The organism is Sphingomonas sp., assembly GCF_965200105.1.
In the GTDB taxonomy this organism is placed as follows: domain Bacteria; phylum Pseudomonadota; class Alphaproteobacteria; order Sphingomonadales; family Sphingomonadaceae; genus Solisphingomonas.
On record NZ_CBDATN010000001.1, the window covers coordinates 30001 to 56562 of the forward strand.

Annotated in this window: 23 protein-coding genes; 3 read left to right on the forward strand and 20 right to left on the reverse strand. The window is 71.9% G+C overall.

Annotated features, from left to right (window positions below; genetic code table 11):
• Positions 1–39 precede the first annotated feature (39 nt).
• Positions 40–2775 (reverse strand): preprotein translocase subunit SecA, encoded by a 2736-nt coding sequence (gene secA, locus ACOFKX_RS00115; RefSeq protein WP_419825068.1) that lies wholly within the window; start codon positions 2773–2775, stop codon positions 40–42.
• Positions 2776–2979: 204 nt separating this feature from the next.
• Between secA and argJ the strand changes: the two genes are divergently transcribed.
• Positions 2980–4200: a bifunctional glutamate N-acetyltransferase/amino-acid acetyltransferase ArgJ gene (gene argJ / locus ACOFKX_RS00120; protein ID WP_419825069.1), complete on the forward strand. Its 1221-nt coding sequence runs from the start codon at positions 2980–2982 to the stop codon at positions 4198–4200.
• Positions 4201–4308: 108 nt separating this feature from the next.
• The gene (locus ACOFKX_RS00125) at positions 4309–4551 is read left to right on the forward strand and encodes a hypothetical protein (protein ID WP_419825070.1); all 243 of its coding nucleotides are present in this window, start codon (positions 4309–4311) and stop codon (positions 4549–4551) included.
• Between the two features lie 17 nt (positions 4552–4568).
• Here ACOFKX_RS00125 and trxA read toward each other — a convergent pair whose 3' ends face one another.
• The 9 genes from trxA to ACOFKX_RS00170 form a co-directional block, all read right to left on the reverse strand.
• Positions 4569–4889: a thioredoxin TrxA gene (trxA, locus tag ACOFKX_RS00130; protein ID WP_419825071.1), complete on the reverse strand. Its 321-nt coding sequence runs from the start codon at positions 4887–4889 to the stop codon at positions 4569–4571.
• 53 nt (positions 4890–4942) lie between these two features.
• Positions 4943–8377 (reverse strand): double-strand break repair helicase AddA, encoded by a 3435-nt coding sequence (addA, locus tag ACOFKX_RS00135; RefSeq protein ID WP_419825072.1) that lies wholly within the window; start codon positions 8375–8377, stop codon positions 4943–4945.
• Positions 8374–11304: a double-strand break repair protein AddB gene (addB, locus tag ACOFKX_RS00140; protein ID WP_419825073.1), complete on the reverse strand. Its 2931-nt coding sequence runs from the start codon at positions 11302–11304 to the stop codon at positions 8374–8376. The genes addA and addB overlap by 4 nt, the downstream gene beginning before the upstream one ends.
• On the reverse strand, positions 11297–12070 hold the full coding sequence (locus ACOFKX_RS00145; RefSeq protein WP_419825074.1) for a nucleotidyltransferase family protein: 774 nt from the start codon (positions 12068–12070) through the stop codon (positions 11297–11299). Before ACOFKX_RS00145 ends, addB begins: the two co-directional genes overlap by 8 nt.
• Entirely contained in the window at positions 12067–13086 is a 1020-nt protein-coding gene (locus ACOFKX_RS00150) for an aminoglycoside phosphotransferase family protein (protein ID WP_419825075.1), read from the reverse strand. The genes ACOFKX_RS00145 and ACOFKX_RS00150 overlap by 4 nt, the downstream gene beginning before the upstream one ends.
• Positions 13047–13511, reverse strand: coding sequence for a tRNA (adenosine(37)-N6)-threonylcarbamoyltransferase complex ATPase subunit type 1 TsaE (gene tsaE, locus ACOFKX_RS00155; RefSeq protein ID WP_419825076.1), 465 nt, complete (start codon positions 13509–13511; stop codon positions 13047–13049). The genes ACOFKX_RS00150 and tsaE overlap by 40 nt, the downstream gene beginning before the upstream one ends.
• Before the next feature lie 5 nt (positions 13512–13516).
• Positions 13517–15877: a PAS-domain containing protein gene (locus ACOFKX_RS00160; protein ID WP_419825077.1), complete on the reverse strand. Its 2361-nt coding sequence runs from the start codon at positions 15875–15877 to the stop codon at positions 13517–13519.
• Between the two features lie 104 nt (positions 15878–15981).
• Positions 15982–17391, reverse strand: a complete 1410-nt coding sequence (gene ahcY, locus ACOFKX_RS00165) for an adenosylhomocysteinase (RefSeq protein WP_419825078.1) — start codon at positions 17389–17391, stop codon at positions 15982–15984.
• A 91-nt stretch (positions 17392–17482) separates the two neighbouring features.
• Positions 17483–18043, reverse strand: coding sequence for a YqgE/AlgH family protein (locus ACOFKX_RS00170; protein WP_419825079.1), 561 nt, complete (start codon positions 18041–18043; stop codon positions 17483–17485).
• Positions 18044–18136: 93 nt separating this feature from the next.
• On the opposite strand from ACOFKX_RS00170, the gene ACOFKX_RS00175 reads away from it, so the two are divergent.
• The gene (locus tag ACOFKX_RS00175) at positions 18137–18613 is read left to right on the forward strand and encodes a peroxiredoxin (RefSeq protein WP_419825080.1); all 477 of its coding nucleotides are present in this window, start codon (positions 18137–18139) and stop codon (positions 18611–18613) included.
• Here ACOFKX_RS00175 and ACOFKX_RS00180 read toward each other — a convergent pair.
• From ACOFKX_RS00180 to ACOFKX_RS00225, 10 genes are all read right to left on the reverse strand, one after another.
• Positions 18511–19842, reverse strand: coding sequence for a diguanylate cyclase (locus ACOFKX_RS00180; RefSeq protein ID WP_419825081.1), 1332 nt, complete (start codon positions 19840–19842; stop codon positions 18511–18513). The two genes, ACOFKX_RS00175 and ACOFKX_RS00180, sit on opposite strands and share 103 nt — an antisense overlap.
• Before the next feature lie 34 nt (positions 19843–19876).
• Entirely contained in the window at positions 19877–20656 is a 780-nt protein-coding gene (locus ACOFKX_RS00185; protein WP_419825082.1) for an alpha/beta fold hydrolase, read from the reverse strand.
• Positions 20637–21077 (reverse strand): GFA family protein, encoded by a 441-nt coding sequence (locus ACOFKX_RS00190; RefSeq protein WP_419825083.1) that lies wholly within the window; start codon positions 21075–21077, stop codon positions 20637–20639. Before ACOFKX_RS00190 ends, ACOFKX_RS00185 begins: the two co-directional genes overlap by 20 nt.
• A gap of 24 nt (positions 21078–21101) precedes the next feature.
• A complete protein-coding gene (locus ACOFKX_RS00195) occupies positions 21102–22130 on the reverse strand; it encodes an aspartate-semialdehyde dehydrogenase (RefSeq protein WP_419825084.1) in 1029 nt (342 codons plus the stop codon).
• A 37-nt stretch (positions 22131–22167) separates the two neighbouring features.
• Complete coding sequence (locus ACOFKX_RS00200; RefSeq protein WP_419825085.1) at positions 22168–24387, reverse strand: DPP IV N-terminal domain-containing protein; 2220 nt, start codon at positions 24385–24387, stop codon at positions 22168–22170.
• Positions 24388–24488: 101 nt separating this feature from the next.
• Positions 24489–24869 carry a 50S ribosomal protein L19 gene (rplS, locus tag ACOFKX_RS00205; protein ID WP_419825086.1) on the reverse strand — a complete coding sequence of 127 codons (381 nt, stop codon included), beginning with the start codon at positions 24867–24869 and terminating at the stop codon, positions 24489–24491.
• Positions 24866–25609: a tRNA (guanosine(37)-N1)-methyltransferase TrmD gene (trmD, locus tag ACOFKX_RS00210; protein ID WP_419825087.1), complete on the reverse strand. Its 744-nt coding sequence runs from the start codon at positions 25607–25609 to the stop codon at positions 24866–24868. Before trmD ends, rplS begins: the two co-directional genes overlap by 4 nt.
• Positions 25606–25908, reverse strand: a complete 303-nt coding sequence (locus tag ACOFKX_RS00215; RefSeq protein WP_419825088.1) for a hypothetical protein — start codon at positions 25906–25908, stop codon at positions 25606–25608. The genes trmD and ACOFKX_RS00215 overlap by 4 nt, the downstream gene beginning before the upstream one ends.
• Positions 25909–26391, reverse strand: coding sequence for a ribosome maturation factor RimM (gene rimM / locus ACOFKX_RS00220; RefSeq protein ID WP_419825089.1), 483 nt, complete (start codon positions 26389–26391; stop codon positions 25909–25911). It abuts the gene before it with no gap.
• A 19-nt stretch (positions 26392–26410) separates the two neighbouring features.
• Positions 26411–26539 carry a hypothetical protein gene (locus tag ACOFKX_RS00225; RefSeq protein ID WP_419825090.1) on the reverse strand — a complete coding sequence of 43 codons (129 nt, stop codon included), beginning with the start codon at positions 26537–26539 and terminating at the stop codon, positions 26411–26413.
• Positions 26540–26562: the final 23 nt, after the last annotated feature.

Here is a 26562-nt window from a genome sequence, read left to right on the forward strand (position 1 = left end):
GATCAGGAGGCCACCGCCGAGCGGCCAAGCACCGGCGCGCTAGAGCTGGCCGTGGCAGTGCTTGTACTTGCGCCCCGATCCGCACGGACAAGGCGCGTTGCGGCTCACCGTCTCCGCCCACTGCGCGGGATCGTCGCCGAGTTCTGCGGGCATGTCGGGCTGCGGCGCCTGGAAGGGCGCGACGCGCGTCGTCACCAGCCCGAGCGTGCCCGCGTCGACATCGGCGGTATCGTCGCGCGCCGTCAGCGGATCATAGTGGGTGGTGAGGAAGTCGGGCAGCTCGGGCAGCGGCGGCGGCGCCTGGAAGCTGACGCCGGCCAGGATGCGCGTCACGTCCTCGCGGATGATGTCGAGCATCCGCTCGAACATCGCGAAGGCTTCCTGCTTATACTCGTTGATCGGCGTCTTCTGCGCGTAGGCGCGGAGATGGATGACCTGGCGCAGCGCGTCGAGCCGGGAGAGGTGATCCTTCCAGTGCTCGTCGAGCGTCTGGAGCAGCACGCTCTTCTCGATGCCGCGCCAGGTATCGGTGCCGACGTCGGCGATCTTGCCGGCCATCAGCTCGTCGACCTGGGACGTGATCCGCTCGGCGAGCGTCTCGACCTCAATGCCCTCCTCGCCGATCCACTCCACGACGGGCAGTTCGACGCCGAACACGTCGGTGACGCGGGCGCCCAGCGCCTCGCCGTCCCACTGCTCGGGATAGGAGCCGACCGGGCAGGCATCGCCGACCAGCGCCGAGATCGTCTCGCCGCGCATCTCGTCCGTCACGTCGTCGACGGTCTCGGAGTCCATGATGTCGGCGCGCTGCTCGTAGATGATCTTGCGCTGATCGTTCATCACGTCGTCATATTCGACGACCTGCTTGCGGATATCGTAGTTGCGCGCCTCCACCTTCTTCTGCGCGGTCTCGATCGCCTTGGTGATCCACGGGCTGACGATCGCCTCGCCGTCCTCCAGGTTCTTCTGCATCATCCGCGCGAACAGCGTCTGCGGGCCGAAGATGCGGAGCAGGTCGTCGTCGAGGCTGAGATAGAAGCGGCTGAGGCCCGGATCGCCCTGCCGGCCGGTGCGCCCGCGAAGCTGGTTGTCGATGCGCCGGCTCTCGTGCCGCTCGGTGCCGAGCACGAACAGCCCGCCGGCGGCGAGCACCTTGGCCTTCTCGGCCACGATCTCCTCGCGGATCGCGGCGGCGCGCAGCTCATAGTCGGGCGTGCCTTCGACGAGATCGGAATGCTCGTCGAGCATCCGGAATTCGAGATTGCCGCCGAGCTGGATGTCGGTGCCGCGCCCGGCCATGTTGGTGGCGATGGTGACGGCGCCGAGCCTGCCCGCCTGCGCGACGATATGCGCCTCGCTCTCGTGATAGCGTGCGTTCAGCACCTTGTGCGCGACCCCCTCGCGCTGGAGGAACTCCGACAACAGCTCGGACTTCTCGATCGACACCGTGCCGACCAGCACCGGCTGGCCGCTCTCCTGCTTGCTGCGGATCGACTTGGCGATGGCGCCATATTTGTCGGTGATGTTCTTGTAGAACTCGTCGTCCTCGTCGACGCGCTGCACGGGCACGTTGGTCGGGATCGAGACCACGTTCATCTTGTAGATCTCGAAGAACTCGGCCGCCTCCGTCGCCGCCGTGCCCGTCATTCCGCCGAGCTTGGGGTACATGCGGAAATAGTTCTGGAAGGTGATCGAGGCGAGCGTCTGGTTCTCGGGCTCGATCGTCACGCCCTCCTTGGCTTCGACCGCTTGGTGGAGCCCGTCGGACCAGCGCCGGCCGTCCATCATGCGGCCGGTGAACTCGTCGATGATGATGACCTTGCCGTCCTTGACGATATAGTCGGTGTCGCGCTTGAACGCGACGACGGCCTTCAGGCTCTGGTTGAGGTGGTGGACCACCTGCGTATTCTCGAAATCGTAGAGGTTGGCACCCTCCAGCAGCCCCGCCTCCTCTAGCATCCGCTCGACGGTCTCGGTGCCATCCTCGGTGAGCACGACCGAACGCTGCTTCTCGTCATGCTCGTAGGCGTCGGCGGGCAACCGCTTCACCACCGCGTCGACGCCCATGTAGAGTTCGGAGCGATCGTCGGTCGGGCCGGAGATGATGAGCGGCGTGCGCGCCTCGTCGACCAGGATCGAATCGACCTCGTCGACGATCGCGAAGGCGAACGGCCGCTGCACCATCGCGGCGCGCTCGTACTTCATGTTGTCGCGCAGATAGTCGAAGCCGAATTCGTTATTGGTGCCGTAGGTGATGTCGGCGGCGTAGGCGTCGCGCCGCTCCTGATCCGACAGGTTGGGCACGATCACGCCGACCGACAGGCCGAGCCACTGATAGACCTGACCCATCCACTCAGCGTCGCGCCGCGCGAGATAGTCGTTGACCGTGACGACATGAACGCCGGTGCCGGGCAACGCGTTCAGGTAGGTGGCGAGCGTCGCCACCAGCGTCTTGCCCTCGCCGGTGCGCATCTCGGCGATTTCGCCGCGGTGGAGCACGATGCCGCCGACCATCTGGACGTCGTAGTGGCGCTGGCCGAGCACCCGCGTCGCTGCCTCGCGCACCGTCGCGAATGCCTCGGGCAGGACGTCGTCCAGGCCCTCGCCAGCGTCGAGCCGCGCGCGCAACTTGGGAGTCTGCGCCTGGAGCGTCGCGTCGTCGAGCGCCTGCATGTCCGCTTCGAGCGCGTTGATCTTCGCGACGGTGCCGCGCAGCGACTTGACGTAGCGATCGTTTGAGGAGCCGAAGATGGCCTTGGCGATGCCGCCCAGCATGTGCGTTCCCGTCACCGAAAGGGCGAGGGGCGCGGGCGTGTGGGCACGGCCCGCGAACCCCCGCGCGAACAGGCGAGCGATCTAGGTTCGGGGGGGTGGAGTGTCAATTCGGGGCATGGGCCGCGTCGCGATCGCCCCACCCCGCAAGCGCACTCCGAGCCGGCGAAGTGGCGCCGGCCGGCCCGATCCTTTAAGCCCGCGCGCATGGACGCCTCGCCCCTCGCCCTCCCCTTCCCGTCGATGCCCCCGATCGCGGGCCTGCGCCTCGCCACCGTGCGCGCGGGGTACAAGGCGTGGGATCGCGACGACCTGACGCTTGCGCTGTTCTCGGAGGGGACGTCGGTAGCGGGCGTCACCACGAAGTCGCGCTGTCCCTCGCCCGAGGTGGAGTGGTGCCGCGCGGCGCTGCCGCTCGGCCGCGCCTCGGCATTGGTGGTGAACGCGGGCAACTCCAACGCCTTCACCGGCGCCGCCGGACGGCAGGCGGTGGAGGCGATCGCCGCGCGCGTGGCGCAGTCGACCGGCTGCGCGCCCTCCGACGTGTTCGTGGCCTCGACCGGCGTGATCGGCGTGCCGCTGCCGATCGCCACCGCCGAGGCGGGCGTCGACGCCGCGCTCGTCGCCGAGCCCACCGGCTGGCTCGCGGCGGCGACGGCGATCGGGACGACGGACACCTTCGCAAAAGGCGCCATGGCAACCGCGATCGTTGGCGGGCGCACCGCCACCGTGTGCGGCATCGTCAAGGGATCGGGGATGATCGCGCCCGACATGGCGACGATGCTCGGCTTCCTGTTCACCGACGCCGATGTGGCCGCGCCGCTGCTCCAGGCGATGCTGGAGGAGGCGAACGCCGCCACCTTCTCGTGCATCACCGTCGATGGGGACACCTCCACCTCGGACACGGTGCTGGCCTTCGCGACCGGCGCGGCCGGCAACGCCCCGCTCGCCTCGCGCGACGATCCCGGCGCCGACGCGCTCGCCGCCGCGATCGCGGACGTCTGCCGCCGGCTCGCCCATCTCGTCGTGCGCGACGGCGAAGGTGCTACGAAGTTCATCGAGATCGCGGTCGACGGCGCGGAAAGCGATACCAGCGCCCGGGTGGTGGCGATGAGCATCGCCAACTCGCCGCTCGTCAAGACGGCGGTGGCGGGCGGGGACGCCAATTGGGGCCGCGTCGTGATGGCGGTGGGAAAGGCCGGCGAACCCGCCGAGCGCGACAGGCTTGCGATCCGCTTCGGCGACACGCTGGTGGCCGAACATGGCGCGGCGGTGCCCGGCTACGACGAGGCGCCCGTCGCCGCGCACCTGGCGGGCAACGAAGTGCGGATCGCGGTCGATGTCGGCATCGGCGAAGGCCGCGCGACCGTGTGGACGTGCGATCTCACCCACGGCTACGTCTCGATCAACGCCGATTACCGAAGTTGAGCAGGTCGCGTCGTTGAGCGGTTGCACATCGGTGGCCAGCGATGGCATGTCGCCCGCAGCCGCGACAAGACGGCAACCGGGGAGAGGAGATCGCGTGGAGATCTCCCGATGAAGACGATAGAGCGGGTGGCGCGTGCCATCCACCAGTCCAGCGCGGGCGGCACGCCCAAGGACTATGACGGCCTGCGCGAGGAGATCCGCCGCGCCTACGAAATCGCCGCGCGCATGGCGATCGCGGCGATGCGACACCCCTCCGCCGCGATGGTCGAGGAGGGCAACCGCCGCGACATGGGAGGCGACGCCGCCAACGTCTGGGAGCGGATGCTCTTCCGCGCCCTCAACGAGGACTGACGCCGCCCACCGGGCGCCTAGAGCGACTTCTCGATGAACGCCTTGAGCTGGCTCTTCGGAGCGGCGCCGACCTGCGTGGCAGCGGGCGCGCCGCCCTTGAACAGGATCATCGTCGGGATGCCGCGCACGCCGTAGCGGCCGGGCGCGTCGGGATTGTCGTCGATGTTGAGCTTGGCGATCGTCACCTTGCTTCCCAGCTCGTCGCTGAGCTCCTCGAGCGCCGGGCCGATCATCTTGCACGGCCCGCACCACTCGGCCCAGAAGTCGACGAGCACCGGGCCGTCGGCGGCCAGCACGTCGGCGTCGAAACTCTGATCGGTTATCGTCTTGGTCGCCATGTGCGGTCTCCTGAAAGGCTTGGGCCGCGATGTAGGCGGCGCATTCACAGGGCTCAACGGCCGCCCGGCAATCTTTGCTCCGCGGCCGACAAGCCGGGCTTGCGCGCGGCAAGCGTGGCGGCGTCGACCTCGATCAGCACCGGGCCGGCGGTGTAGAGCAGCCCGGCGCGGACCGGCCGATCGGGGAAGATGACGGCGAGTGCCGCAGCATAGGCGGCGATCTGATCGAGGTGGTAGGCGGGCACTTGCGCGAGACCGGCGGGCGCGCGGCGGCCGGTCTTGAAGTCGACGACCATCACCGCCTCCTCGGCCACCAGCAGGCGATCGACGGTGCCCGCGATCACCTCCCCCGCGACAACCGCCGCGATCGGCGCCTCCGCGAGCGCGCCGGGTGCGAAGATCGCGGCGAAGCGCGGATCGGCGATGATCGCGCAAGCGTCGCGGGCGAGCGCCTCGGCCTCCTCGGGATCGACGCCCGCCGACCGGGTCAGCCAGCCGATCGCCGCCATATGCCGGCGGTCGGGCGTACAGTCCGGCAGGCGCTGGAACAGCGCGTGGAGCAGGCGGCCGCGCGCCGCCGCGTCGCGCGCGGCGGGCGACGGCGGCGCCTCCGCGACATCGTCGCGGCCGATCGAGGAGGGGGCGAGCGGACGCGGCGGGCGCTCCTCGCGCGGCGCGGGCTCTCGCGCCCACGACGGCAGCGTCGCGACCGGCGGCAAGCTGATCTCGCGGCGCGGCCGGCGCACCGCCTCCGCCCCGCCGACGTGGCGACGCGACGCGCCCCACAGCGGCTCGTCCAGCATTTCGGCGCCGAGCGCGTCCATCGCGTGGCCGAGCGCCGCGTACCAGCTCGCCTGCGGCGGCACGCCCTTGGCGAGCGGCCCCAGCGCGCCGCCCACCGCCAGCCACTCCTCCGCGCGGGTGACGGCGACGTAGAGCAGCCGCCAATGCTCCTGCCGCTCGCGCGCCTGCGCGCCGGCGATCAGGTCGTCGAAGGGGGCGAAGCGCTCGTCCGCGCGCGGGCGCGGCATCGGCACCGTGACGCCATCCTCGATCGGCCAGTCGACGCCGCCGACCGGCGAGCGATCCGGGTCGACCGTCGCATCGGCGAGCACGACGAGCGGCGCCTGGAGGCCCTTGGCGCCGTGCACCGTCATCACGCGCACCGCGTCGAGCGGCGCGGAAGGGTCGCGCTTGATCTGCACCTCGCCGCGATCGAACCAGTCGAGGAAGGGCTGGAGCTGCGGCATGCCCTCGTCCTCGAAGGCGAGCGCGGCGGAGAGCAGCTCCTCGATCGGATCGCGCGCCTCCTCGCCCAGCCGGCGCAGCAGCTTGCGGCGCGCGTCGAGTTCGCCCGAGAGCAGCTCCTCGAAGAAGCGATACGGCGTGATCTGGTCGGCAGCGTTGAGGATGCGGTTCAGCGCCTCCGCCGTCCCGCCATGCGCCGGATCGGAGCGCAGCGCGGCGAGCAGCGTGCCGCCGCGCTCGAAGGCGAGCGCGAAGAGCTCGTCCTGCGAGAGGCCGAACAGCGGCGAGACGAGCAGGCTGGCGAGCGTCAGGTCGTCCTCGGGCTGGAGCGCGAAGCGCGCGGCGGCGAGCAGGTCCTTCACCGCCAGCGGCGCGTCGAGCCGCAGCCGGTCGACGCCCGCAACCGGCACCCCGCGCGCGTGCAGCCGCGCGACGATCAGCGAGGCGAGATCGCCGCGCTTCCTCACCAGCACCATCACGTCCTCGGGGCGCAGCGGGCGGCCGCGCGAGGCCAACCACGGCGCCTCGTCCAACCAGGCGCGCACCTGCCGCGCCAGCTGGTCGGCGAAGGCGCGGGTGGCGTCGTCCAGCCAGCCCTCCTCGCCTTCCGTGTCGCCCTCATCCTGCGTATCGAGCGACACGGGCGCCCATAGCTCGATCCGCCCCGGCCCCTCGCGCGCGGCGGCGTGGGGCGGGATGGCGTGATCGAGGCCGAGCGCGTCCGATCCCAGATGATCGAGCAGCCGGTCGACGAGCGCCAGCACCGGCGGCGTCGATCGGAACGAGGTGTCGAGCGATAGCCGCTCGATCCGCAGATCCTCCTCGCCCCCGCTCGCCTCCTCGGCGCGGCGGCCGAAGGCGATCGCCGCCTGCTCGAAGGCGTCGGGGCTGGTGCCCTGGAAGCCGAAGATCGCCTGCTTGAAGTCGCCGACCGTGAAGATCGTGCGGAGCCTGTCGCGCGCGCCCTCGCCCGCGAAGAACTCCGACGCCAGCGCGGCGACGATCGACCACTGGTCGAGATTGGTGTCCTGCGCCTCGTCGACGAGGATGTGGTCGGTGCGCTGGTCGAGCTTGTAGCGCACCCACTCGCCCATGCGGTCCTGCGTCAGCAGCGCGACCGTGGTGGCGATGAGATCGTCGAAGTCGACCGCCGCCGCCGCGCGCTTGGCCTCGGCATAGGCGCGGGCATAGGCCTGGCCGGCGCGCAGCCCCGCCGCCGCCATCGCCGCGAACGCCGCCTTGGCGCGCAACGCGAGCAGCGCCGAACAGGCGGCGTGCATCGCGCCGACATCGTCGGGATAGCCTTCCACCTGCGGCGCCTGCCCCTTGCCCGTGGAACGCGGATCGCCATCCGCCCTCGCCCAAACGGTGTGCAGCTCTGCGAGCCCCGCCGCCCGCGCCGCCGGATCCAGCGCCAGCCAGCGATCGATCGCGTCGCCGCGCGCCGCCCCGCTCTTGCCGCTCCAGCCGCGATTGGCGTCGCGCAGGCGGCCGAGCGCGCCGTGATCGAGCGCGCCGCACTGACCCGCGATCGCCGCCTCGATGTCGCCCGAGGGCAGCTCCAGCGCGCGCCGCAGCCGCGCCTCGATGCCGGGCGCGGGGCCAATCGCCGCCATCGCCTCGCCCGCCCGCGCGCAGCGGCGCAGGAACGCCTCCGCCTTGTCCTCGCCCATTCGTCGGCTGAGCGTGGCGACGTCGGCCAGCAGCGGCAGGTCGCCCCCCGCCTCGGCCTGCGTCAGCATCCGCGCCAGCGCCGAGCGGGCGAGCGCCTGCGCCTCGCGATCCTCGATCAGGCGGAAGCCCGGCACCAGCCCCGCCTCCGCCGGGAAGGCGGCGAGCAGCGACTGGCAGAAGGCGTGGATGGTCAGGATGCGGATGCCGCCGCCCGTCGCCTCCAGCACGCGCGCGAACAGCGTGCGGGCGTAGGCGCGCGCCTCCGGCCCGTGATCCTCGCCCAACGCTTTCAGATCGGCGGCGAGCTTGGGATCGGGCATCCGCACCCAGCTCGCCAAGCGGCCGTGGATGCGCTCCGCCATCTCGGCGGCGCCGGCCTTGGTGAAGGTGAGGCAGAGGATCGCGGCGGGATCGTTGCGCGCGATCAGCAGCCGGATCACGCGCGCGGTGAGCACGTGCGTCTTGCCGGTGCCCGCCGACGCCGACAGCCACACCAGCCGCCGGGGATCGGAGGCCGCCGCCTGCGCGCCGGCGAGCGGCCGCAGCGGGGAGACGCGCGCGCTCATGCCTCGCCGAGCCTCCCGTACCATTCGTCGAGCCGCATGAGCTGGTCGTAATCGCCATAAGGCGCGAGCTCGGGGTGGAGCTTGGCGACGAACGGCTCGTCGCCGGTCAGCCAGCGCGACGCCGCCGCCGCGAAGTGGCGATGCGCGTGCGCGGTGAAGTCGGCGGGATCGATCGCCGGCCGCTTGCCGAGCGCCTCCGCGACATGGCCGAGCTTGCCTCCCTTCTGCGCCAGCGACCAATATTCGAAGGCGCGCGGCTCTCCGGCGACCCCTGGGAAGCCGCCGCGCTCGGCGATGAGGCCGAGCAGGCCGAGCTGCATCGCGAACCCTGAGAACACCTGGCGCGGCCCGGGGGGAGTGCCCGTCTTGTAGTCGACGATCGCGAGGCTGCCGTCGGCTTGACCGTCGATGCGGTCCGCTTTTCCGTAGAGTTCGATGCCCTCGATCGTCGCGCGGCCGAACTCCTCGGCGAGCAGCACCTCGCGGCCTTCTCCGCGCAGCCGCTCCATCTCGCCCGCGATCCATTCCACCGCCTCGCGCAGGCGCGGCGCCCAGAGCGCGCGCAGCACGGGGTGCGCGGCGATGCCCGCGAGCATCGCGTCGGCGCGCGCGGACAGCAGCGCGGGATCGCAACCGTCCTCCTTCGCCCAGGCCTCCAGCACCGCGTGGACGGCGGTGCCCCGCCATGCCGGTCCGGGTTCGGCGTCGACCGGATCGAGCGGCGACAGCTTCAGCATCGCCTGCGCATAGAAGGCGAAGGGGTCCGCCTTCAGCCGATCGAGCCGCGTCACCGCGAGCTTGCGCGGGCGCAGCGCGACGGGCGGACTGGGGTGGGGTCGCTCGGCCGGTGCGAACTCGGCCGTCGCATCGATCGCACGCGCCCAAGCGAGCGGAATGCGGGCACGCACCATGCCGCCCGTCATCGCCTCCAGCCGCAGCCACAGCCGCGAGGCGATCGTCGGCGCGCGCGCGTCGCGCCGGGCACGGGTGACGAGCACGTCGCGGCTGCCGAGCACGCCCACCAGATCGTGCGCGGCGAGCCCGATACGCCGCTCCAGCCCGGGCAGGCCGAGTTCGGCGCGGATGCGCGGGCCGAGCCACGGATCGGGCGCCGGCAGCGCCGGCCACACCCCCTCGTTAAGGCCGCCGGCGACGACGAGATCGGCCTGCTGGAGCCGCGATTCCAGCAGCCCCCAGATGAAGACGCGCGGGTGTCCGCCCTGCGGCGGCCGCACCGCCTCCTCCGCCATCAGCCGCTCGATCAGCGGCGCGACCGCTGGCGCGGCGAGCGCCGTCGGACCCTCGCCGGCAAACGCCTCGGCGTCCTCGATCAGGCGGGCGGCGGCACGCCCCGCCGGCCCCGCCCAGGCGCCGTCGCCGGCCAGCGCCTGCGCGCCCTCGCGCAGTGCCGCCAGCGCCGAGACGAGCGTCGGCTCGCCCGCGAACGCCGCCTCCAGCGGGCGCAACCGCGCGGCGCAGCCCTGCCACCAGCCGGAAAGGCGCGGCGTGGCCTCGGCGATCCGCGCCGCGACGCCGTCGAGCCCCGGGGCCGGACGTGGCCCACGCAGCGCGCGATCGAGCAGGCGGACGTCGCCCAGCCAGGCGAGCCGCGCCTCCCCGCCCGCCACCAGCGGATGTTTGAGCAGCGTCAGCAGCTCGACGGGTGCGAAGCCGCTCGCCGCCGCGGCCGCCAGCGCGGTCAGCAGCGTGCCCGGCGGCGTGGCGGAGAGCGGGCGGCCGGCGCTGTCGTCCGCCGCGATCCCCCAGCGCGCGAGATGCGCCGAGACGCGCCGCGCGAGGCCGCGATCGGGCGTGACGAGCGCGGCGGTGCGGCCGGGCGTCTCCACCGCCTGGCGAAGTGCGACGGCGATCGTCTGCGCCTCCTCGGCGGGCGTCGCGGACTCGACCGCGCGGACGCCGGTCAGACGCCGTCCGGCGGTCGGCAGCGTCTGCCACTTGGCGGTGAAACGCGCCGGCGCCATCGCGTTGGCCACCGCTCGGCCGCGCGCGGCGCTCGCGCCCGTGCCGCCGCCCGCCCGCCAGACGGCGACCTCGCCACGCGCCACGCCCATGCGATCGAGCAGCAGGCGGAGCTGATATTGTGGGTGGCTCTCCTGCGCGCGCTCCTCGTCACCGCCGCCCAGCGCCTCCCACTCCTCCTCGGGCATGTTGAGATCGAGCGCGGGGAGCAGCACGGCGCCGCCCGGCAGCCACGACACCACGCGCAGCAGCCGCGCCACCGCCGGCGCGGCGGTGACGATGCCGGCGGCGACGACCAGCCCCTCCGGTGGCGTCTCGCGCCAGCGCCGAGCCACCGCGTCGAGCTGACGGTTCCGCCGCTCCGCCGGTTCCAGCCGCCCCATCGCGGCAAGCTCGCGCCGCCAGCGCGGCACCACCGCCGTCAGCACGCCGAGCGCCGCCTGCCAGTGGCCGGAGAGTTCGGGCGCGACGTCGCTGCCCAGCAGCCGCTCGAACGCCACCTCCTCGATCGCGAGCTGGTCGAGCGTGCGGCCGAGCGCGGTGGCGAGCCGCATCGCCTCGGCGGCATCGACCGGTTGGCCCGCCACCGCGCGTTCCTCCGCCACCAGCCGCGCCAGCCGCATCCGCCGGCGCATCGGCTCCACCGCCGGCGGCAGCGATCCGCCGTCCGCCGCGTCGGCCGGGTCCAGTGCCGCGCCCAGCGCCTCGTCCAACTCGGGATCGCCGATCGCGACGAGGCGGGGCAGCAGCAGCCCCTCGCCCGAACGCCGCACGAAAGCGTCGGTGATCGCGCGACCTGCGCGATTGCTGGGCACGAGCAGCGTCGCGCGCGCGAGCGCCAGCCGATCTCCGCCGGCCCGCGCGATCAGGCCGGCTGCGAGCGCGTCGGCGAAGGGGCGGTGCGCCGCGATGGTGAAGACCGCCGGGCCGCCCACCCGCTCAGCCACGCCGCAGCATCTCCTCGGCCTGCGGGATGTTGCCCGGCGCGCCGACGTCGCACCACAGCCCCTGGTGGACGATGCCGTGGGCGCGCCCGTCCGCGATCGCGCGATCCCACAGCAGATTGAACGAGAAGGCGCCGCCCGGCGCGCTTTCCAGCAGGCGGGGCGAGACGAGCTGCACGCCAGTATAGACGAAGGGCGCGATGCGGCGCGGCCCGCGCCGGCGCAGGCGCCCCGCGGCATCCATGTGGAAATCGCCCGCCCCGCCGTGCGCGGTGGCGCGCGCGAGCGGCACGACGAGCAGCAGCGCGTCCATCGCGGCGTCGTCCCAGCGCGCCGCGAGCAGCCGCAGCGTGTCGATCGGCCCGTCGATCCAGACATTGTCGGTGTTGATGACGAAGAAGGGCTTGGCGCCGAGCAGCGCGCCCGCGCGCGCAACGCCGCCGCCCGTCTCCAGCAGCTCGGCACGCTCGTCGGAGACGGTGACGTCGAGGTCGCCGGCAGCGCGCTTCAGGTGCGCTTCCAGCGCGTCGGCATAGTGGTGGACGTTGACGACCACCCGCCCGATACCGCCCGCGCGGACATGATCCAGCGCGTGATCGAGCAAGGTCGCGCCGCCCACCTCGACTAGCGGCTTGGGGCGCGTGGCGGTCAGCGGCCGCATCCGCTTGCCGAGGCCCGCGGCGAGCAGCATCGCGGTATCCGGCACGTCGCCGCCTTCACGCTGGCGGGGATCGGGGCGTAGCGCCAGCGGCTTGGCGAAGCGGGTCACGCGTGGCCGTCCCACGCGGCGGCGCGCGCCTGCGCCGGTACGTTGGCGTTGAACCACGCCGCCACCGCCTCCAGCGCCGGATGCGCGAGATCACGTTCCAGGTAGCGCCAGACGCGCGGCTGATGCTTCAGGTAGCCGGGCTTGCCGTCGCGCTTCCACAGCCGGGTGAAGATGCCGAGGATCTTGACGTTGCGCTGCGCGCCGAGCGTCGCGTAGTCGGCGCGGAAGCGCGCCGCGTCGGCGATGCCGGCGGCGGCGAGGTATCGCTCGATCATCGCCGCCTCGAGCGCCTCGCCCACGTCGCGCCGCGCGTCCTGGAGCAGCGACACCAGATCGTAGGCGCGGTGGCCTAGGAGCGCGTCCTGGAAATCGAGTAGTCCCAGCCGGGCATCGCCGGGCCTGTCGAGCAGCATGATGTTGTCGACGTGGAAGTCGCGCAGCACCAGCACCGGATCGGCCGGCGCGGCGACCGCGTCCAGCGCCTCGTTCCACGCCGCCCGCCAGCCTGCGCGATCGACGACGAGACCGCAGGCGGGCGCATACCAGTCGGCGAACAGGTCCACCTCGCGGTCGAGCGTCGCGCGATCGTAGGCGTCCACGCGGGCGGGCGGCGCCTCCTCGCCCAGCGCCGCGAGCAACGCCACCGCGTCGCGGTAGATCGCGGCCTCGTCGCCGCCGCCGCCGCGCAGCAGCGGGCCGACCAGCGCGTCGCCAAAATCCTCGAGCAGCAGCAGCCCGCCCGCCACGTCCTCCGCCAGCACGCGCGGCGCCGAGAGCCCGATCGCGTCGAGGTGGCGCGCGATCCGCACGAACGGGCGGACATCCTCGTGGGGCGGCGGCGCGTCCATCAGCACCGCCACGCGACCGTCGTCGCGGACGCGGAAATAGCGGCGGAACGAGGCGTCGTCGGCGAGCGGCGCGATCGCGGCGCCCGCCCAGCCATGCGCAGCGAGGAAAGCCGGCGCATGCGACGGGATCAGCGTGCCGGCTCCAGGGTCGGGTTGGGGGGCGGCCATCGCGCTTCCCATGCCGCCGGCACCTCCCAAGTCAAGCACCGCCCGTCGCCCTCCGGCTCCAGCCGCAGGCGAAGCGCGCCCGTCCACGCGGCGTCCGGCAGCCGCTCGGGCCACTCGACGAGCAGCGCACCTGTGAGCGCATAGTCCTCCAGGCCGAGTTCGGCGGCCTCGACCGGATCCTCGATCCGGTAGAGATCGACGTGCGCCACCGGCAGCGACAGCTCGGGCGGGGCGTAGGGCTGGACGATCGCGAAGGTCGGGCTCGGCGCCTCGCCGGCGAGGCCGAGTGCTGCCAGCACGCCGCGCGCGAAACTGGTCTTGCCCGCGCCCAGGTCGCCCGACAGCGTCACTACGTCGCCCGCGCGAAGCAGCGGCGCCAGCGCGCGGCCCGCCGCTTCGGTGGCGCCGGCATCGGCCAGGACCATGCGGCTCAGGCCGCCGCCCGCGCGCGTTCGCGGGGCAGGCGGATGATGACGGTGGTGCCCTCGCCCGGCCGGCTCTCCAGCGCGATCGCGCCGTCGTGCGCCTCGACATAATGGCGCGCGAGCGGCAGCCCGAGGCTCAGCGCGCCGTCGCGCTGCCCGCCCGCGCGGCCGGCGGTGGCGACGCGGTCGAAGCTGCGCTCGGCATCTGCGGGAGGGAGCCCGTCGCCGTCGTCGGCGACGGTGATGCGCGCCTCGTCCTCGTCGCCCTCGACGCGGAAGGCGACGCGGCCGCCCTCGTGCACGCGCTCGACCGCGTTCGCCAGCACGTGCGCGATCGCCTGGCGGAGCCGCGCGGCATCGCCCGCGATGATGCCCGCCCGCGCGTCGATGGCGATCTCCAGCACCAGCTTGCGCTCCCGCGCGCGGTCGCGATGCTGCTCGGCGACCTCGCGGGCGAGCCTCGCGAGATCGAGCGGAGCGATCTCCAGCTCCAGCGTGCCCGCCGCGCTGCGCGTCAGGTCGAGCACCTCGTCGACGAGTTCGCCGAGCTTGCCCGTCGCCGTCAGGATCGCGCCGACATAATCGGCGGCACGCGGCGGCATCGGCCCGGCGAGCCCCGCCGACAGCATCTCGGCGAAGCCGGCGATCGAGGTCAGCGGCGTGCGCAGCTCGTAGCTCATCGCCGCCACGAAGGCGGACTTGACGCGATCCCCCTCCTCCAGCGCGGCGGCACGGTCGCGCAGCGCCTGCTCGGCACGCCGGCTGTCGGAGATATCGAGCAGCGTGAACAGCGCGTTGCCGTCGGGCAGCGGCACGGCGGCGAAGCGGAAGTGGCGGCCATCGGCGAAGGCGATGCGACCGACCCGGCTCTGCCGCTCGGCAGTGGCGAGGCGGACGAGCTCGCGGATGAGCCCCGCGCGCTGCGGGTTGGCGAGGCTGGGCGCGATCCGCCCGATCAGCTCGTCCACGCGCGGGTGCGTGCCGAGATACTCCTCCTCCAGCGCCCACACCTCGCGGAAGCGATCGTTCCACAGGTGCAGCCGGCCGTCGGCGGCGAACACGCCGATCGCCTCGAACAGGTTGTTGAAGGTGGCGGTGCGCACGCGCAGCAGCGTGTCTCGCGCCGATTGCAGCTTCACCTGCTCGGTGCGGTCCTCGAAGATGGTGAGCAGCCCGCCATCGGGCAGCGGCTGGCCGACGACGCGGAGATGCGCGCCGCCCGGAAGCTGCCACGTCTCCTCGACGGCGGCCGCCGCCACGAACCAGCGCCGCCGCTCAGCCTTCCAGCCGGGGAAGTCGCGGCTCTCGGGCAGGCGGCCGGCCTCGCGCATCCGTTCGAGCACGCGGTCGAACTCGGGGCGATCCTCCAGCCATTCCGGCTGCATCGCGAACAGGCGGCGGAAGGCGGCGTTGGAGAAGGCAAGGTGGCGGTCGGCCGAGAACTGCGCCACGCCCGCCGACAGGCGGTCGAGCATGTCGCGCTGCGCGTCGCCGAAGCGGACGAGATCGGCGCGCGCGCTCTCCACCTCCTCGACGTCGAGCGCGTAGCCGGCGATGCCGCTCTCGCCGAGCGGCACGTCCACGACGCGCAGGTTGCGCCGCTCGCCGCCGATGGTGGCGGCGACGGTGCGCGAGGAGACGACGCCCGCGTCGCGCGCCGCGGCGGCGGTGGCGAGCGGGCTCGACGCGCCCTGCCCCTCCACCAGCTCAAGCCCGCGCGCGATCACGTCGCCCGCATCGCGCCCGTCGACCGATCGGACATAGGCGGTGTTGACGAGGCTGAGGCGCAGGTCGGGCGCGCGATGCCACATCGGAATGGGCGCCGCCTCGATGAGGCCGGCGAGCGCGTCGAGCGTGGCGGCGAGCTCGCCGCGCTCATGGTCGAGCCGCGCGATTTCGGCCTCGCTGTCGGTCGCGTCGAAGATCCACAGCAGCACGGCACGGTCGCCGAGTTCGGGCTCGGCGGCGCGGCCGCGCACCATCAGCACGCGGGCGCCACCCGCAGGCGTCACCGCGCGCGCGAAGCCGCCGCCGGATACCCGCGCGAACTCGATGTCCGTGGCGAGCGCGGCGCCATCGGCGGAATCGAGCGCGTCGGTGATCTCCGCCACGCGACGCGGCGCGCGCGCGAGCCCCAGCCAGTCGCCGACCCGCTGCGTCGCGTCGACGCGCCCGTCGCCCGCGATCACGATCGGCAGCGCCGGCGCGCCCGCGAAGGTGGCGTTGAGCCGGGCGACCTCGGCGACCGCCGCATCCGCGCGCCGCCATCGCCGCGCGCCAAGCATCACGGCGGCCACCGCGCCCGTCAGCCAGAGCGCGAGCAGCAGGCCGACCAGCGCCGCGTGCGCGCCGGTGATGACGATCATGAAGTGCCCGCCCCGCTCATCGCGGCCGTTCTAGCGCGGCCAGGCGGGCGGTGCCATGCCCCGACTTCGCTCCGTTGGCAGGAGCGAAGCCAAGGGCGCAGGCCTCAGTAGCGGTAATGATCCGGCTTGAACGGCCCCTCGGTCGAGACGCCGATATAGGCCGCCTGCTTCTCGGACAGCTTGGAGAGCTTGACGCCCAGCTTGGCGAGGTGGAGCCGCGCGACCTTCTCGTCCAAGTGCTTGGGCAGCACGTAGACCTGCTTCTGATACTGGTCGGCGCGGGTGAACAGCTCGATCTGCGCCAGCACCTGGTTGGTGAAGCTGGACGACATGACGAACGAGGGGTGGCCCGTCGCGCAGCCGAGGTTCACCAGCCGGCCCTTGGCGAGCACGATGATCTTCTTGCCGTCCGCGAACTCGACCTCGTCGACCTGCGGCTTGATCTCCGTCCACTTCAGGTTGGAGAGGCCGGCGATCTGGATCTCGCTGTCGAAGTGGCCGATGTTGCACACGATCGCCATGTTCTTCATCGCGCGCATGTGATCGAGCGTGATGACGTCGGCGTTGCCCGTCGCCGTCACGAAGATGTCGGCACGCTCGGCGGCCTCCTCCATCGTCACGACCTCGTAGCCCTCCATCGCCGCCTGCAACGCGCAGATCGGATCGATCTCGGTCACGATCACGCGCGCGCCGCCGTTGCGCAGCGACGCGGCCGAGCCCTTGCCGACGTCGCCGAAGCCGGCGACCGCCGCCACCTTGCCGGCGAGCATCACGTCGGTGGCGCGGCGGATCGCGTCGACGAGCGATTCCTTGCAGCCGTAGAGATTGTCGAACTTGGACTTCGTCACCGAGTCGTTGACGTTGATCGCGGGGAAGGGCAGCCGGCCCTTCTTGGCGATCTCGTAGAGCCGGTGGACGCCGGTGGTGGTCTCCTCCGACACGCCCTTGATCGCCTCCACCGAGCGGGTGAGGTAGCCGGGCTTGGCCGCCACGAACGCCTTCAATGCGCGGTGGAACTCGACCTCTTCCTCGTTCTCGGGATCGGGCAGCGTCTCCCCGGCTTCGAGACGTGCGCCGAGCAGCGCGAACATGGTGGCGTCGCCGCCATCGTCGAGGATCATGTTGCAGGGCTCGTCGCCCCAGTCGAAGATGCGGCCGACATAGTCCCAATAATCGGCGAGGCTCTCGCCCTTGATCGCGAATACCGGGATGCCGGCCTTGGCGATCGCTGCGGCGGCATGGTCCTGCGTCGAGTAGATGTTGCACGACGCCCAGCGCAGCTCCGCGCCCAGCGCGGCCAGCGTCTCGATCAGCACCGCGGTCTGGATCGTCATGTGCAGCGAGCCGACGATCCGCGCGCCCTTCAGCGGCTGCGAGGCGCCGAACTCGTCGCGCAGCGCCATCAGGCCAGGCATCTCGGTCTCGGCGATCTCGATCTCCTTGCGGCCGAAGGCGGCGAGGCTGAGGTCGGCGACGACATAGTCGGTGCGGTCGAGAACGGGGGCGGTGGCCACGGGCGGCTCCTGCGAAGGGTCAAGGATGGGCGCGCGCCTACCGCTCCCAGCCTGCGAAGGCAAATATAAAGATGTCTTTATATGGCGAGGTTCACGCTCGCCCCGCGCTGGCGCTGAGCAGCCGGGTGTCGATGCCGGCGGCGGCGTAGGCGCCCGCCCAGCGCTCGTCGGCTTCGCGTTCGAACAGCAGCGCGTCGGGCACGGGCGTGCCGAACCAGCCGTGCCGCGCCATCTCGTCGTCGAGCTGCCCCGGCGCCCAGCCGGCATAGCCCAGCGCCGCGATCCATCGCGTCGGCCCACGCCCCTCCGCGATCGCCTTGAGCACGTCGAGCGTGGCGGTGAGCACCCACCGTCCGGCGACGTCGACGCTCCCCTCCCCGCCCCAATCGGCCGAGTGCAGCACGAAGCCGCGGCTGGGCTCCACGGGGCCGCCCCTGTGCACGGGCGCGTCGGGGGAGTCGCCGGGATCGATGTCGAGCCGCCGCATGAGATCGTGGAGGCCGAGCCCCGGCACGTGCGCGCCGATGCCGATGCCCAGCGCACCGCCCTCGTCGTGGACGCACATCGCGATCACCGCGCGCTCGAAGCGGGGATCGCCGATCCCGGGCATGGCGAGCAGCAGCTGGCCGGTGAGGAAGCGCGGCGAGTCCATCTGCGGAGACTAACGCCGCCGCGCGAAACGGTCCACGCTTGGCGCGCGACGTGGCGGCGCTTACGGGCGGACGAAGCCACAGGAGATACCGACATGACGATCAGCGAGGGCGACAGGCTGCCCGACGGCAACTTCTCGACGATGACCGCTCACGGTCCGGAGCCGGTCGGCGGGGAGTTCTTCGCCGGCCGGACCGTGGCGCTGTTCGCGGTGCCGGGCGCGTTCACGCCCACCTGCTCGACGCGCCACCTGCCCGGCTTCGTCGACAAGGCCGACGCGCTGCGCGCCAAGGGCGTCGCCGCGATCGCCTGCACGTCGGTCAACGACGTGTTCGTGATGGATGCCTGGGCGAAGGCGAGCGGCGCCACCAACGTGACGATGCTGGCGGACGGCAACGGCGATTTCGCGCGCGCGGTAGGCCTGGTCATGGACGGCACCGGCTACGGCATGGGCACGCGCAGCCAGCGTTACGCCATGCTCGTCGAGGATGGCGTCGTGAAGCGGTTGTTCGTGGAGAAGCCCGGCGCGTTCGAGGTCAGCTCCGCCGAGCACATGCTCGCCTCGCTATAGCCGCGCGGCACCACCGGGCGTGGCTCGTCCTCGCTTGCCTCGAAGGCGGCGAGGAAGCGGGGATCGGTGCCGCCGGGCCGCTCCGTCGTCGCGACGGTCACCCGGTCCCGACCGTCTAGCTTCGAGCCGTAGAGCGCGGCATCCGCCCGGACGAGCATGGAGGACAGGCTCTCGTCGCGAACGTCGAGCGTGGCGATGCCGAAGCTCGCGGTGACAGACACGGGCAGACCGAGGTCGGCCAGCGCGCCGGGGATCCCCTGCCGCATACGGTCGATCGCCTCGACGGCCGCGCGCGGATCGGCATCGGCGAGGACGATCACGAATTCCTCGCCGCCGAGGCGGCCGACGGGATCGCCCTCGCCCACCGACGCTTCGCAATGCGCGGCGAACCGCTGGAGCACGAGGTCGCCGAGCGCGTGGCCGAACCGGTCGTTGATCGACTTGAAGCGATCGAGGTCGGCGACGATGATCGCGAAAGGCCGATGGGAACGGCGGCACCGCGCGAGCATCTGCTCCGCCGCATGATCGAAACCGCGACGGTTGAGCACTCCGGTCAGCGGATCGAGTGAGGCGAGGCGCTGCAAGCGCGCCGACAGGTCAGAGGCGACGAGCAGCATCGTGAACAGGCCGAGCCCGGACAGCGCCGCCGGCGCGCCGAGCAGCATGGCGAGATCGTAGACCGCCGTCGGCACCGGGCCGCCCTGCCGCGCGAACAACGCGAGCACGGCGAGACCGCCGACATAGCCGGCGAAGGCGGCCACCATCCAGAAGGACGCGCGTCCCGCGCCCTCGCGCCCGTACGGATCGCGGCGCAACGCCTGCGCGGAGAAGAGCAGGAGCACGGCGGTGCAGGTGTTCGCGAGCACCCGATCCTGGAAGACCGCGGATTGCCGCAGCACGGTCATCGTCATCAGGAGGAACATGAGGATCGATACCGTGGCGACGCCGCGCCACTCCTCCAGCCCGGCGCGCTTCCGAAAGCCTTGCGAGAGCAGCGAGGCGCACAGCAACGAACAGCCGACCGCGACGAGGCTGGCGATCCGCTCGACCGCAGGCAGGCTGAGGACGACCACGCGCGCGAGGTTGCTCGCAGCCGCCGCGAAGAAGGCGGCGGACCAGAAGGCGACGTGCGTCTCCCGGCCGAACCGCGCCCACGCGACCGCTAACGCCAGCCCGAGCAGGCCCATGGTGAGAACCATGCCGTCCAGCATGACGAGCTTGAAGTCCATGCCGCGTTCCTCCCACGAACGCGGTGAAAATTCGCTAAACGGATGCCGCGAGAAAATCCGCCATGGCCGCGCCGAGTTCGGGCTTCACGACGGCGCTCATGTGATTGCCCGGCACCGCCACGTAGCGGCCGTCGCCGAGCGCGGCGGCGAGCGCCTCGGCCGATCCGTTGTCGGCATCGTCGACGCCGCACGCCACCAGCGTCGGCGTCGCGATCCCGGCGAGCGCGGCCGGCGGCGTATCGACGAAGCAGCCGAGCAGCGGCAGCAGCGCCGCCGGATCGGCCCCCGTCGTCTTCAGGAAGGCTTCCGCCAGATACTCGGGCGAGCCGCGCGGATGCGTGCCGAGCCCTTCGAGCACGCGACGGAAGTGGCCGGAGCGCGCGGCCGTGTCGAGCAGGCCCTGCAACCCCATGCCCGCCACGATGGCGCGGCGGGGCCGCGCGCCGCGTGCGAGCATCCGCACGACGGTGCGCCCGCCCAGCGAGTAGCCGCCGAGATCATAGGCGCCGTCCTCGAAGCCGAGCGCCGCGAGAAGCGCGAAGCCGTCGTCGGCCAGGATGTCGGGCGGGTAGGCGGCGGGATCGTGCGGCGCCCCGCTCATGCCGTGCGCGCGCAGGTCCGGCATCACGACGCGGAAGCCCGCCGCCGCGATCCGCGCCGCGTGGCCGTAGCGGATCCAGTTGGTCTCGGCGTTGGAGAACAGCCCGTGGATCAGCACCACGGGACGCCCGTCGCCCAGCTCGCGCCACGCCAGCGCGACACCGTCGCGGCCCGTGAAGCGGTGGACGGACGGCTCAGTCGGGAAGCTTGCCAAGCGCGTTCATCCAGCGTTCGACGACGCGTTCGTTCTCCTCCGACCGCGTACCCGGCAGGTGCGCCGTATCCTGCCAGGCGGGCAGCAGGCTCTCGGTCGCGTAATGGTGCGTCGGCGCGAAGCGATCGGGCTCGTCGAAGGAGCCGAGCGTCAGGTCCATCCGCTCCGCGCCTTCCAGGAAGGCGAAGCCGAGCGGAGTCCCGCACGCCGCGCAGAACGGCCGGTGCGCGATCGGCGAAGAGCGGTACCAGTCGGGCTCGATCGCGAAGGCGACGCCCGCCCGCGCCACGCTCACGAAGGCGATCGAGGCCCCGCCCGTCGCCTTGCGGCACATGCGGCAGTGGCAGAGGTAGGCATCGGCGTCGCCCACGTCGGCGGCGTAGCGGACGCGCCCGCACTGGCAGCCACCCTCGGCGATCATGTCGCCCCGGCGGAGCGCGTCACCTCACGCCGCCTTCTTGAGGTGGCGCCGGCCGAGCAGCTCGGCGATCTGGACGGCGTTGAGCGCCGCGCCCTTGCGGAGATTGTCGGACACGCACCACAGCACCAGGCCGCTGTCGACGGTGGGGTCCTCGCGCACGCGGCTGACGAAGGTGGCGAACTCGCCCACGCACTCGACGGGGGTGACGTATCCGCCGTCCTCGCGCTTGTCGACGAGCATGACGCCCGGCGCCTCGCGCAGGATGGACTGCGCCTGCGCCGCCGAGATCTCACGCTCGAACTCGATGTTGATCGCCTCGGAATGGCCGACGAACACCGGCACGCGCACGCAGGTGGCGACCACCTTCACCTTGGGGTCGAGGATCTTCTTGGTCTCGACGACCATCTTCCACTCTTCCTTGGTGAAGCCGTCGTCCAGGAAACTGTCGATGTGGGGAATGACGTTGAAGGCGATCTGCTTGGTGAACTTCGCGGGCGTCGCGGAATCGCCGACGAAGATGTTGCGCGATTGCTCGAACAGCTCGTCCATCCCCGCCTTGCCCGCGCCCGAGACCGACTGGTAGGTCGAGACGACGACGCGGGTGATCTTGGCGGCATCGTGGAGCGGCTTCAACGCCACCACCATCTGCGCGGTGGAGCAGTTGGGGTTGGCGATGATGTTCTTGCGGCGGTAGCCGTCGATCGCCTCGGGGTTCACCTCGGGCACGATCAGCGGAACGTCGGGGTCCATGCGGTAGAGCGAAGAATTGTCGATCACCGTGCAGCCCGCCGCCGCCGCGCGCGGGGCGTGAATTTTGGTGGCCTCCGATCCGATCGCGAACAGCGCGATGTCCCAGCCCGTCCAGTCGAAATGCTCGATATTCTTGACGGTGAGCATCCTGCCCGTGTCGCCGAACTCGATCTGGTCGTTGGTGGAGCGTGGCGAAGCGACGGCGGCGATCTCGTCGATCGGGAACTCGCGCTCGGCGAGGATCGCGAGCATCTCGCGCCCGACATTGCCGGTGGCACCCGCCACGACCACCTTATAACCCATAACCGTTCCGACCCGTCCGAATAGTGCGCGTGACGCCTTAACGGGCGGGTGCCGCTTGTCCACCCAAGCCAAGCTTGTCGTCGAGGAAGCGTTCCATCGTGCCGTACAGGTGGGTCTGCGTGGCCGAGCCCGAGATGGAGTGCGTCTTGCCGGGATAGACCATCATCTCGAACGGCACGCCCTTGTCCTGCATCGCCGAGACGAGCTCGACCGTGTTGTCGAAGAACACATTGTCGTCGGCCATGCCGTGCATCACCAGCAGCGGATCGCGAACCGCGCCGGCCTCGTCGATCAGGTCGGACGCCTTGTAGGCGTCGGGTACTCGGCGCGGATCGCCCATATAGCGTTCGGTATAAGCGGTGTCGTACAGCTCCCACCGCGTCACCGGCGCCACCGCCACGCCCGCCGCGTAGGCGCCCGGCGCCTTCTCCAGCATGCGCAACGTCATGTAGCCGCCGTTGGACCAGCCGAACAGCGCCACCTTCTTCGGGTCCACGTCGGGCTGCGCCTTCAGCCAGGCGAGGCCGGTGAGTTGGTCCTCCACTTCGACGGTGCCGTTCTTCTCGTAGATCTGGCTCTCGAAGGCCGTCCCGCGATGCGGCGTGCCGCGCCCGTCGAGCGAGAACACCACCCAGCCCTTGCGCGCCAGATACTGCTCGAACAACCCGCCGCGCCCCGCCCAGGCACGCCGGACCGTCTGCCCGGCCGGCCCGCCATAGACCTCGACGAAGGCGGGGTGCGGGCCGGGCGTCGCGGGCCTCGTCACGCGATAGTGGAGCGTCGAGCCGTCCGTCGCCTTGAGCGTGCCGAACGCGGTCGGGAGCTGGCCAGCCAGATAAGGCGCGTAAGGGTGCGAGGCGTCGAGCGCGTTGCGCTCGATCCAGCCGAGCCGCTTGCCGTCGGCGTCCGCGAAATAGACCTGCGGCGGCTGGTCCGGGCTCGATCGCTGGACGAGCAGGCGCCGGCCGTCCTTGTCCGCCGCCGCCTCGTTCCAGTAGCCGCCCTCGGTGAGCTGCCTCGGCTCGGCGGGGCGCGCGTAGTCGACGGCGTAGACATGGTTCTCGACCGGCGTCGCCTTGTTGGCGGTGAAGGTGAGGCGGTGCGCCTTCTCGTCGACGCCGATGACGTTCCCAACCATCCACGGCCCGCGCGTGAGCTGCGTCCAGGCTCCCGCCTTCCAGCGATAGAGGTGGCGATAGCCGTCGCGCTGCGACACCCAGATCAGGCTGCCGTCCTTGAGCGCGCGGAAACTCTCCGAAAGGTCCACCCAGGTCGGCGAGGTCTCGGAGAACAGCACGGACGAGGCGCCGGTCGCGGGATCGACCCTGAGCATGTCAAGCCGCTTCTGGTCGCGGCTGAGCCGCTGGACGTAGAGCGTGCGACCGTCCTGCGCCCAGTCGACGCGCGCGAGGTAGATGTCCGGGTCGGGCCCGAGATCGACCTTCACGCGGCGTCCGCCCTCCGGTGCCACGACCCACAGCGAGACGAGCACGTTGGGCGTCCCGGCGAGCGGATAGCGTTGCGTGTAGGTGGTGGTGCCGGTGGCGCCGATCGAGGCGCGCGTGATCTCCTTCATCGGCGCCTCGTCGTAGCACTCCACCGCCACGCGACCGTCGTCGGGCGCCCACCAGTGGCCGGTGCGGCGATCCAGCTCCTCCTGCGCCACGAACTCGGCGGTGCCGCAGGTGACGCTGCCCTTGCCGTCGGTAGTGAGCGCGCGATCCGCACCGCTCGCGAGATCGATGGCATGAAGGTTCTGCCCGGCGACGAAGCTGACGTAGCGGCCGCCGTCCGACACCTTGGCGTCGAGCTCGCTCTCGGGCGTGTCCGTCAGCCGGCGGACGGCGCCGTCGAGCGTGGCGAGATAGAGGTCGCCGTCCACCGGCACGAGGACGCTCTTGCCGTCGGGCGCCCAGTCATAGTCGACGATGCCCTTGGTGCCGCCGACACGCGCGCGCTCGCGGCGCATCTTCTCGGCCTCGCTGATCGCGCCGCCGCCGAACCTGGTGCTGTCGACCAGCATCCGCTCCGCGCCGGTCGTCGTGTCGATCGCCCACAGGTCGTAACGCTCGGCGTCGTCCGGACGCGGCTTGAGCAACGTCGCGTAGCGGCCATCGGGCGACAGCTTGGCGGCACGCGGGCTCGGCCCGGAAAGCGACGGGCTGGCGAACACGCGGGCCAACGTCAGCGGCTGCTGCGGCACGGCAGGCGGCGCGGCGGCGAGGAGCAGCGGGAGAGCTAGGAGGAGAGAGCGCATCGCGCCGGTGTAGCCCGCCGTGCCGCCCTCGCAAGGGGACGAACGAAGGGCGCCGGCAGCTTCACGCCGCCGACGCCCTCGCGGGCCCTGATGGTGGCGCGTCAGGCCGTCGCGGTGCCGCGCGGGTCCTTGCGCTCGGCGATGCGGGCGGCCTTGCCGGTGCGGCCGCGCAGGTAATAGAGCTTGGCGCGACGCACCGCGCCGCGGCGCACCACCTCGATCGAATCGACGTTGGGCGAGTAGAGCGGGAAGACGCGCTCCACGCCCTCGCCGAACGAGATCTTCCGCACGGTGAAGCTGGAGCCCATGCCGCGATTGGCGCGCGCGATGCACACGCCCTCGAACGCCTGGACGCGCGTGCGCTCGCCCTCGACGACCTTCACGCCCACGCGCAGCGTGTCGCCGGGGCGGAACTCCGGAATGGCCTTGGTCTGGTTGAAATGCTCGATCGCCTCGGCTTCGAGCTGCTGGATCAGGTTCATCGGTCGTCCCCGTCTTCGCGCCGCGCGCCAGAGGGCGACGGGACCGGGCCGCCACCATGGCGCTCCCAAAGGTCCGGCCGCCTTGACCGTGTGATCAACGCGGCCTCGGCATGGCGCCAGGCCGCGATCCGCGCGTGATCCCCCGATCGCAGCACTTGCGGGATCGTGCGCCCCTCCCACTCCTGCGGTCGGGTATAGTGCGGATATTCGAGGAGGCCGCTCTCGAAGCTCTCCTCGTCCGCACTTGCGGGCGCGCCCATTACGCCGGGAAGCAGCCGGACGCAAGCGTCGAGCAGCGTGCACGCCGCCACCTCGCCGCCCGAGAGAATATAGTCGCCGACCGACAGCTCCTCGATGTCGCGCGCGTCGAACAGCCGCTGGTCGATGCCCTCGAAGCGTCCGCACAGAATGATCGCCCCCGGCCCCGCCGCCAGCGCGCGGACGCGGGGCTGGCGGAGCGGCGCGCCCCTCGGCGTCATCGCCAGCACCGGCAGGCCGGGCAGGCGCACCGTGGTCGCGTCGAGCGCGGCCGCCAGCACGTCGGCGCGCATCACCATGCCCGCGCCGCCGCCCGCCGGCGTGTCGTCGACCGAGCGGTGGCGATCGCCGGCGAAGTCGCGGATCTGCACGGTTTCCAGCGCCCAGCGCCCCTCGGCCAGCGCGCGGCCGGCGAGGCTGTGGCCGAGCGGCCCCGGGAACATCGCGGGGTAGAGCGTCAGGATCGCGGCGCGGAAGCTCACCGCCGCACGAGACGGACGAGCAGCGTCGCCCAGACCATACCCACGAGCCACAGCACGAGGTAGGCCAGCGCGATCCGCGCCAGCGGCCCGTAGCTGAGCGGCATGCCGGCCTGCGCGAAGGCTTGCACATAGGCGTGGGCGACGAACAGCATCAGCACGATCGGCACAGCCGCCGGCGCCACGAAGCGGTAGGCACCCGCCCGCGCCGGATAGCGCCGCGCCACCAGCACGACGACGGCGGCGGTGAACGCCGCCTGCAACGCCAGGATCAGCAGGAAGAAGGCGGACGGCCCGTCCAATCACGCCTCCACGAACGCGGCGTGGACGATCACCGGCGGCCCGAGATCGTCTACGCCCGCGCCTACGGGCACGAGGAAACGCCGCCCGTCGGGCCGCTCTACCTCGACGAGGTCGCCCGCGCCGTAATTCTCGACGGCCACGATCCGGCCCAGCGCCTCGCCCTCCGACGAGCGCGCTTCCGCGCCGATCAGGTCGGCGTGATAATATTCGCCGTCTCCGAGCGGCGGCAGCGTGTCGCGCGGCACGCTGAGCGTCACGCCGCGCAGCGCCTCGGCGGCGGTGCGATCGCCCACCTCGGCGAAGCGCGCGACGACACCATTGGCGCCGGCGCGCACCGACAGCAGCGTCAGCGTCCGTCCGCCCGCGTCGAACGTGCGATAGCGGGCGAGATCGTCGCTGAACGCCTTCAACCGCACCTCGCCACGCACGCCGTGCGCGCCGACGATGGCGGCGAGCACGACGGCTTGGGGCGGTGCGGTCAAGCGCGACCTTCCTGCGGCATCAGCCCTTGGGCGAGCCCTCGGTCGGCGGCGACACGTCGTCGTCGCCCTCGGCGGGCGCCTGCGACGGCACCGCCTTGCCGGCGTCGGGCTGCAAGGGCTCGCGGTCCTTCTGGTCGTCCTCGGTCATGCCGGTCTCCTGTCGTTGGGTGA

Bases quoted from the DNA above. Each gene is read 5' to 3' on its own strand.
- secA (WP_419825068.1), bottom strand. From the start codon at position 2,775: ATGCTGGGCGGCATCGCCAAGGCCATCTTCGGCTCCTCAAACGATCGC.
- argJ (WP_419825069.1), top strand. From the start codon at position 2,980: ATGGACGCCTCGCCCCTCGCCCTCCCCTTCCCGTCGATGCCCCCGATC.
- ACOFKX_RS00125 (WP_419825070.1), top strand. From the start codon at position 4,309: ATGAAGACGATAGAGCGGGTGGCGCGTGCCATCCACCAGTCCAGCGCG.
- trxA (WP_419825071.1), bottom strand. From the start codon at position 4,889: ATGGCGACCAAGACGATAACCGATCAGAGTTTCGACGCCGACGTGCTG.
- addA (WP_419825072.1), bottom strand. From the start codon at position 8,377: ATGAGCGCGCGCGTCTCCCCGCTGCGGCCGCTCGCCGGCGCGCAGGCG.
- ACOFKX_RS00150 (WP_419825075.1), bottom strand. From the start codon at position 13,086: ATGGCCGCCCCCCAACCCGACCCTGGAGCCGGCACGCTGATCCCGTCG.
- tsaE (WP_419825076.1), bottom strand. From the start codon at position 13,511: ATGGTCCTGGCCGATGCCGGCGCCACCGAAGCGGCGGGCCGCGCGCTG.
- ACOFKX_RS00160 (WP_419825077.1), bottom strand. From the start codon at position 15,877: ATGATCGTCATCACCGGCGCGCACGCGGCGCTGGTCGGCCTGCTGCTC.
- ACOFKX_RS00170 (WP_419825079.1), bottom strand. From the start codon at position 18,043: ATGGACTCGCCGCGCTTCCTCACCGGCCAGCTGCTGCTCGCCATGCCC.
- ACOFKX_RS00175 (WP_419825080.1), top strand. From the start codon at position 18,137: ATGACGATCAGCGAGGGCGACAGGCTGCCCGACGGCAACTTCTCGACG.
- ACOFKX_RS00180 (WP_419825081.1), bottom strand. From the start codon at position 19,842: ATGGACTTCAAGCTCGTCATGCTGGACGGCATGGTTCTCACCATGGGC.
- ACOFKX_RS00190 (WP_419825083.1), bottom strand. From the start codon at position 21,077: ATGATCGCCGAGGGTGGCTGCCAGTGCGGGCGCGTCCGCTACGCCGCC.
- ACOFKX_RS00195 (WP_419825084.1), bottom strand. From the start codon at position 22,130: ATGGGTTATAAGGTGGTCGTGGCGGGTGCCACCGGCAATGTCGGGCGC.
- ACOFKX_RS00200 (WP_419825085.1), bottom strand. From the start codon at position 24,387: ATGCGCTCTCTCCTCCTAGCTCTCCCGCTGCTCCTCGCCGCCGCGCCG.
- rplS (WP_419825086.1), bottom strand. From the start codon at position 24,869: ATGAACCTGATCCAGCAGCTCGAAGCCGAGGCGATCGAGCATTTCAAC.
- ACOFKX_RS00225 (WP_419825090.1), bottom strand. From the start codon at position 26,539: ATGACCGAGGACGACCAGAAGGACCGCGAGCCCTTGCAGCCCGACGCC.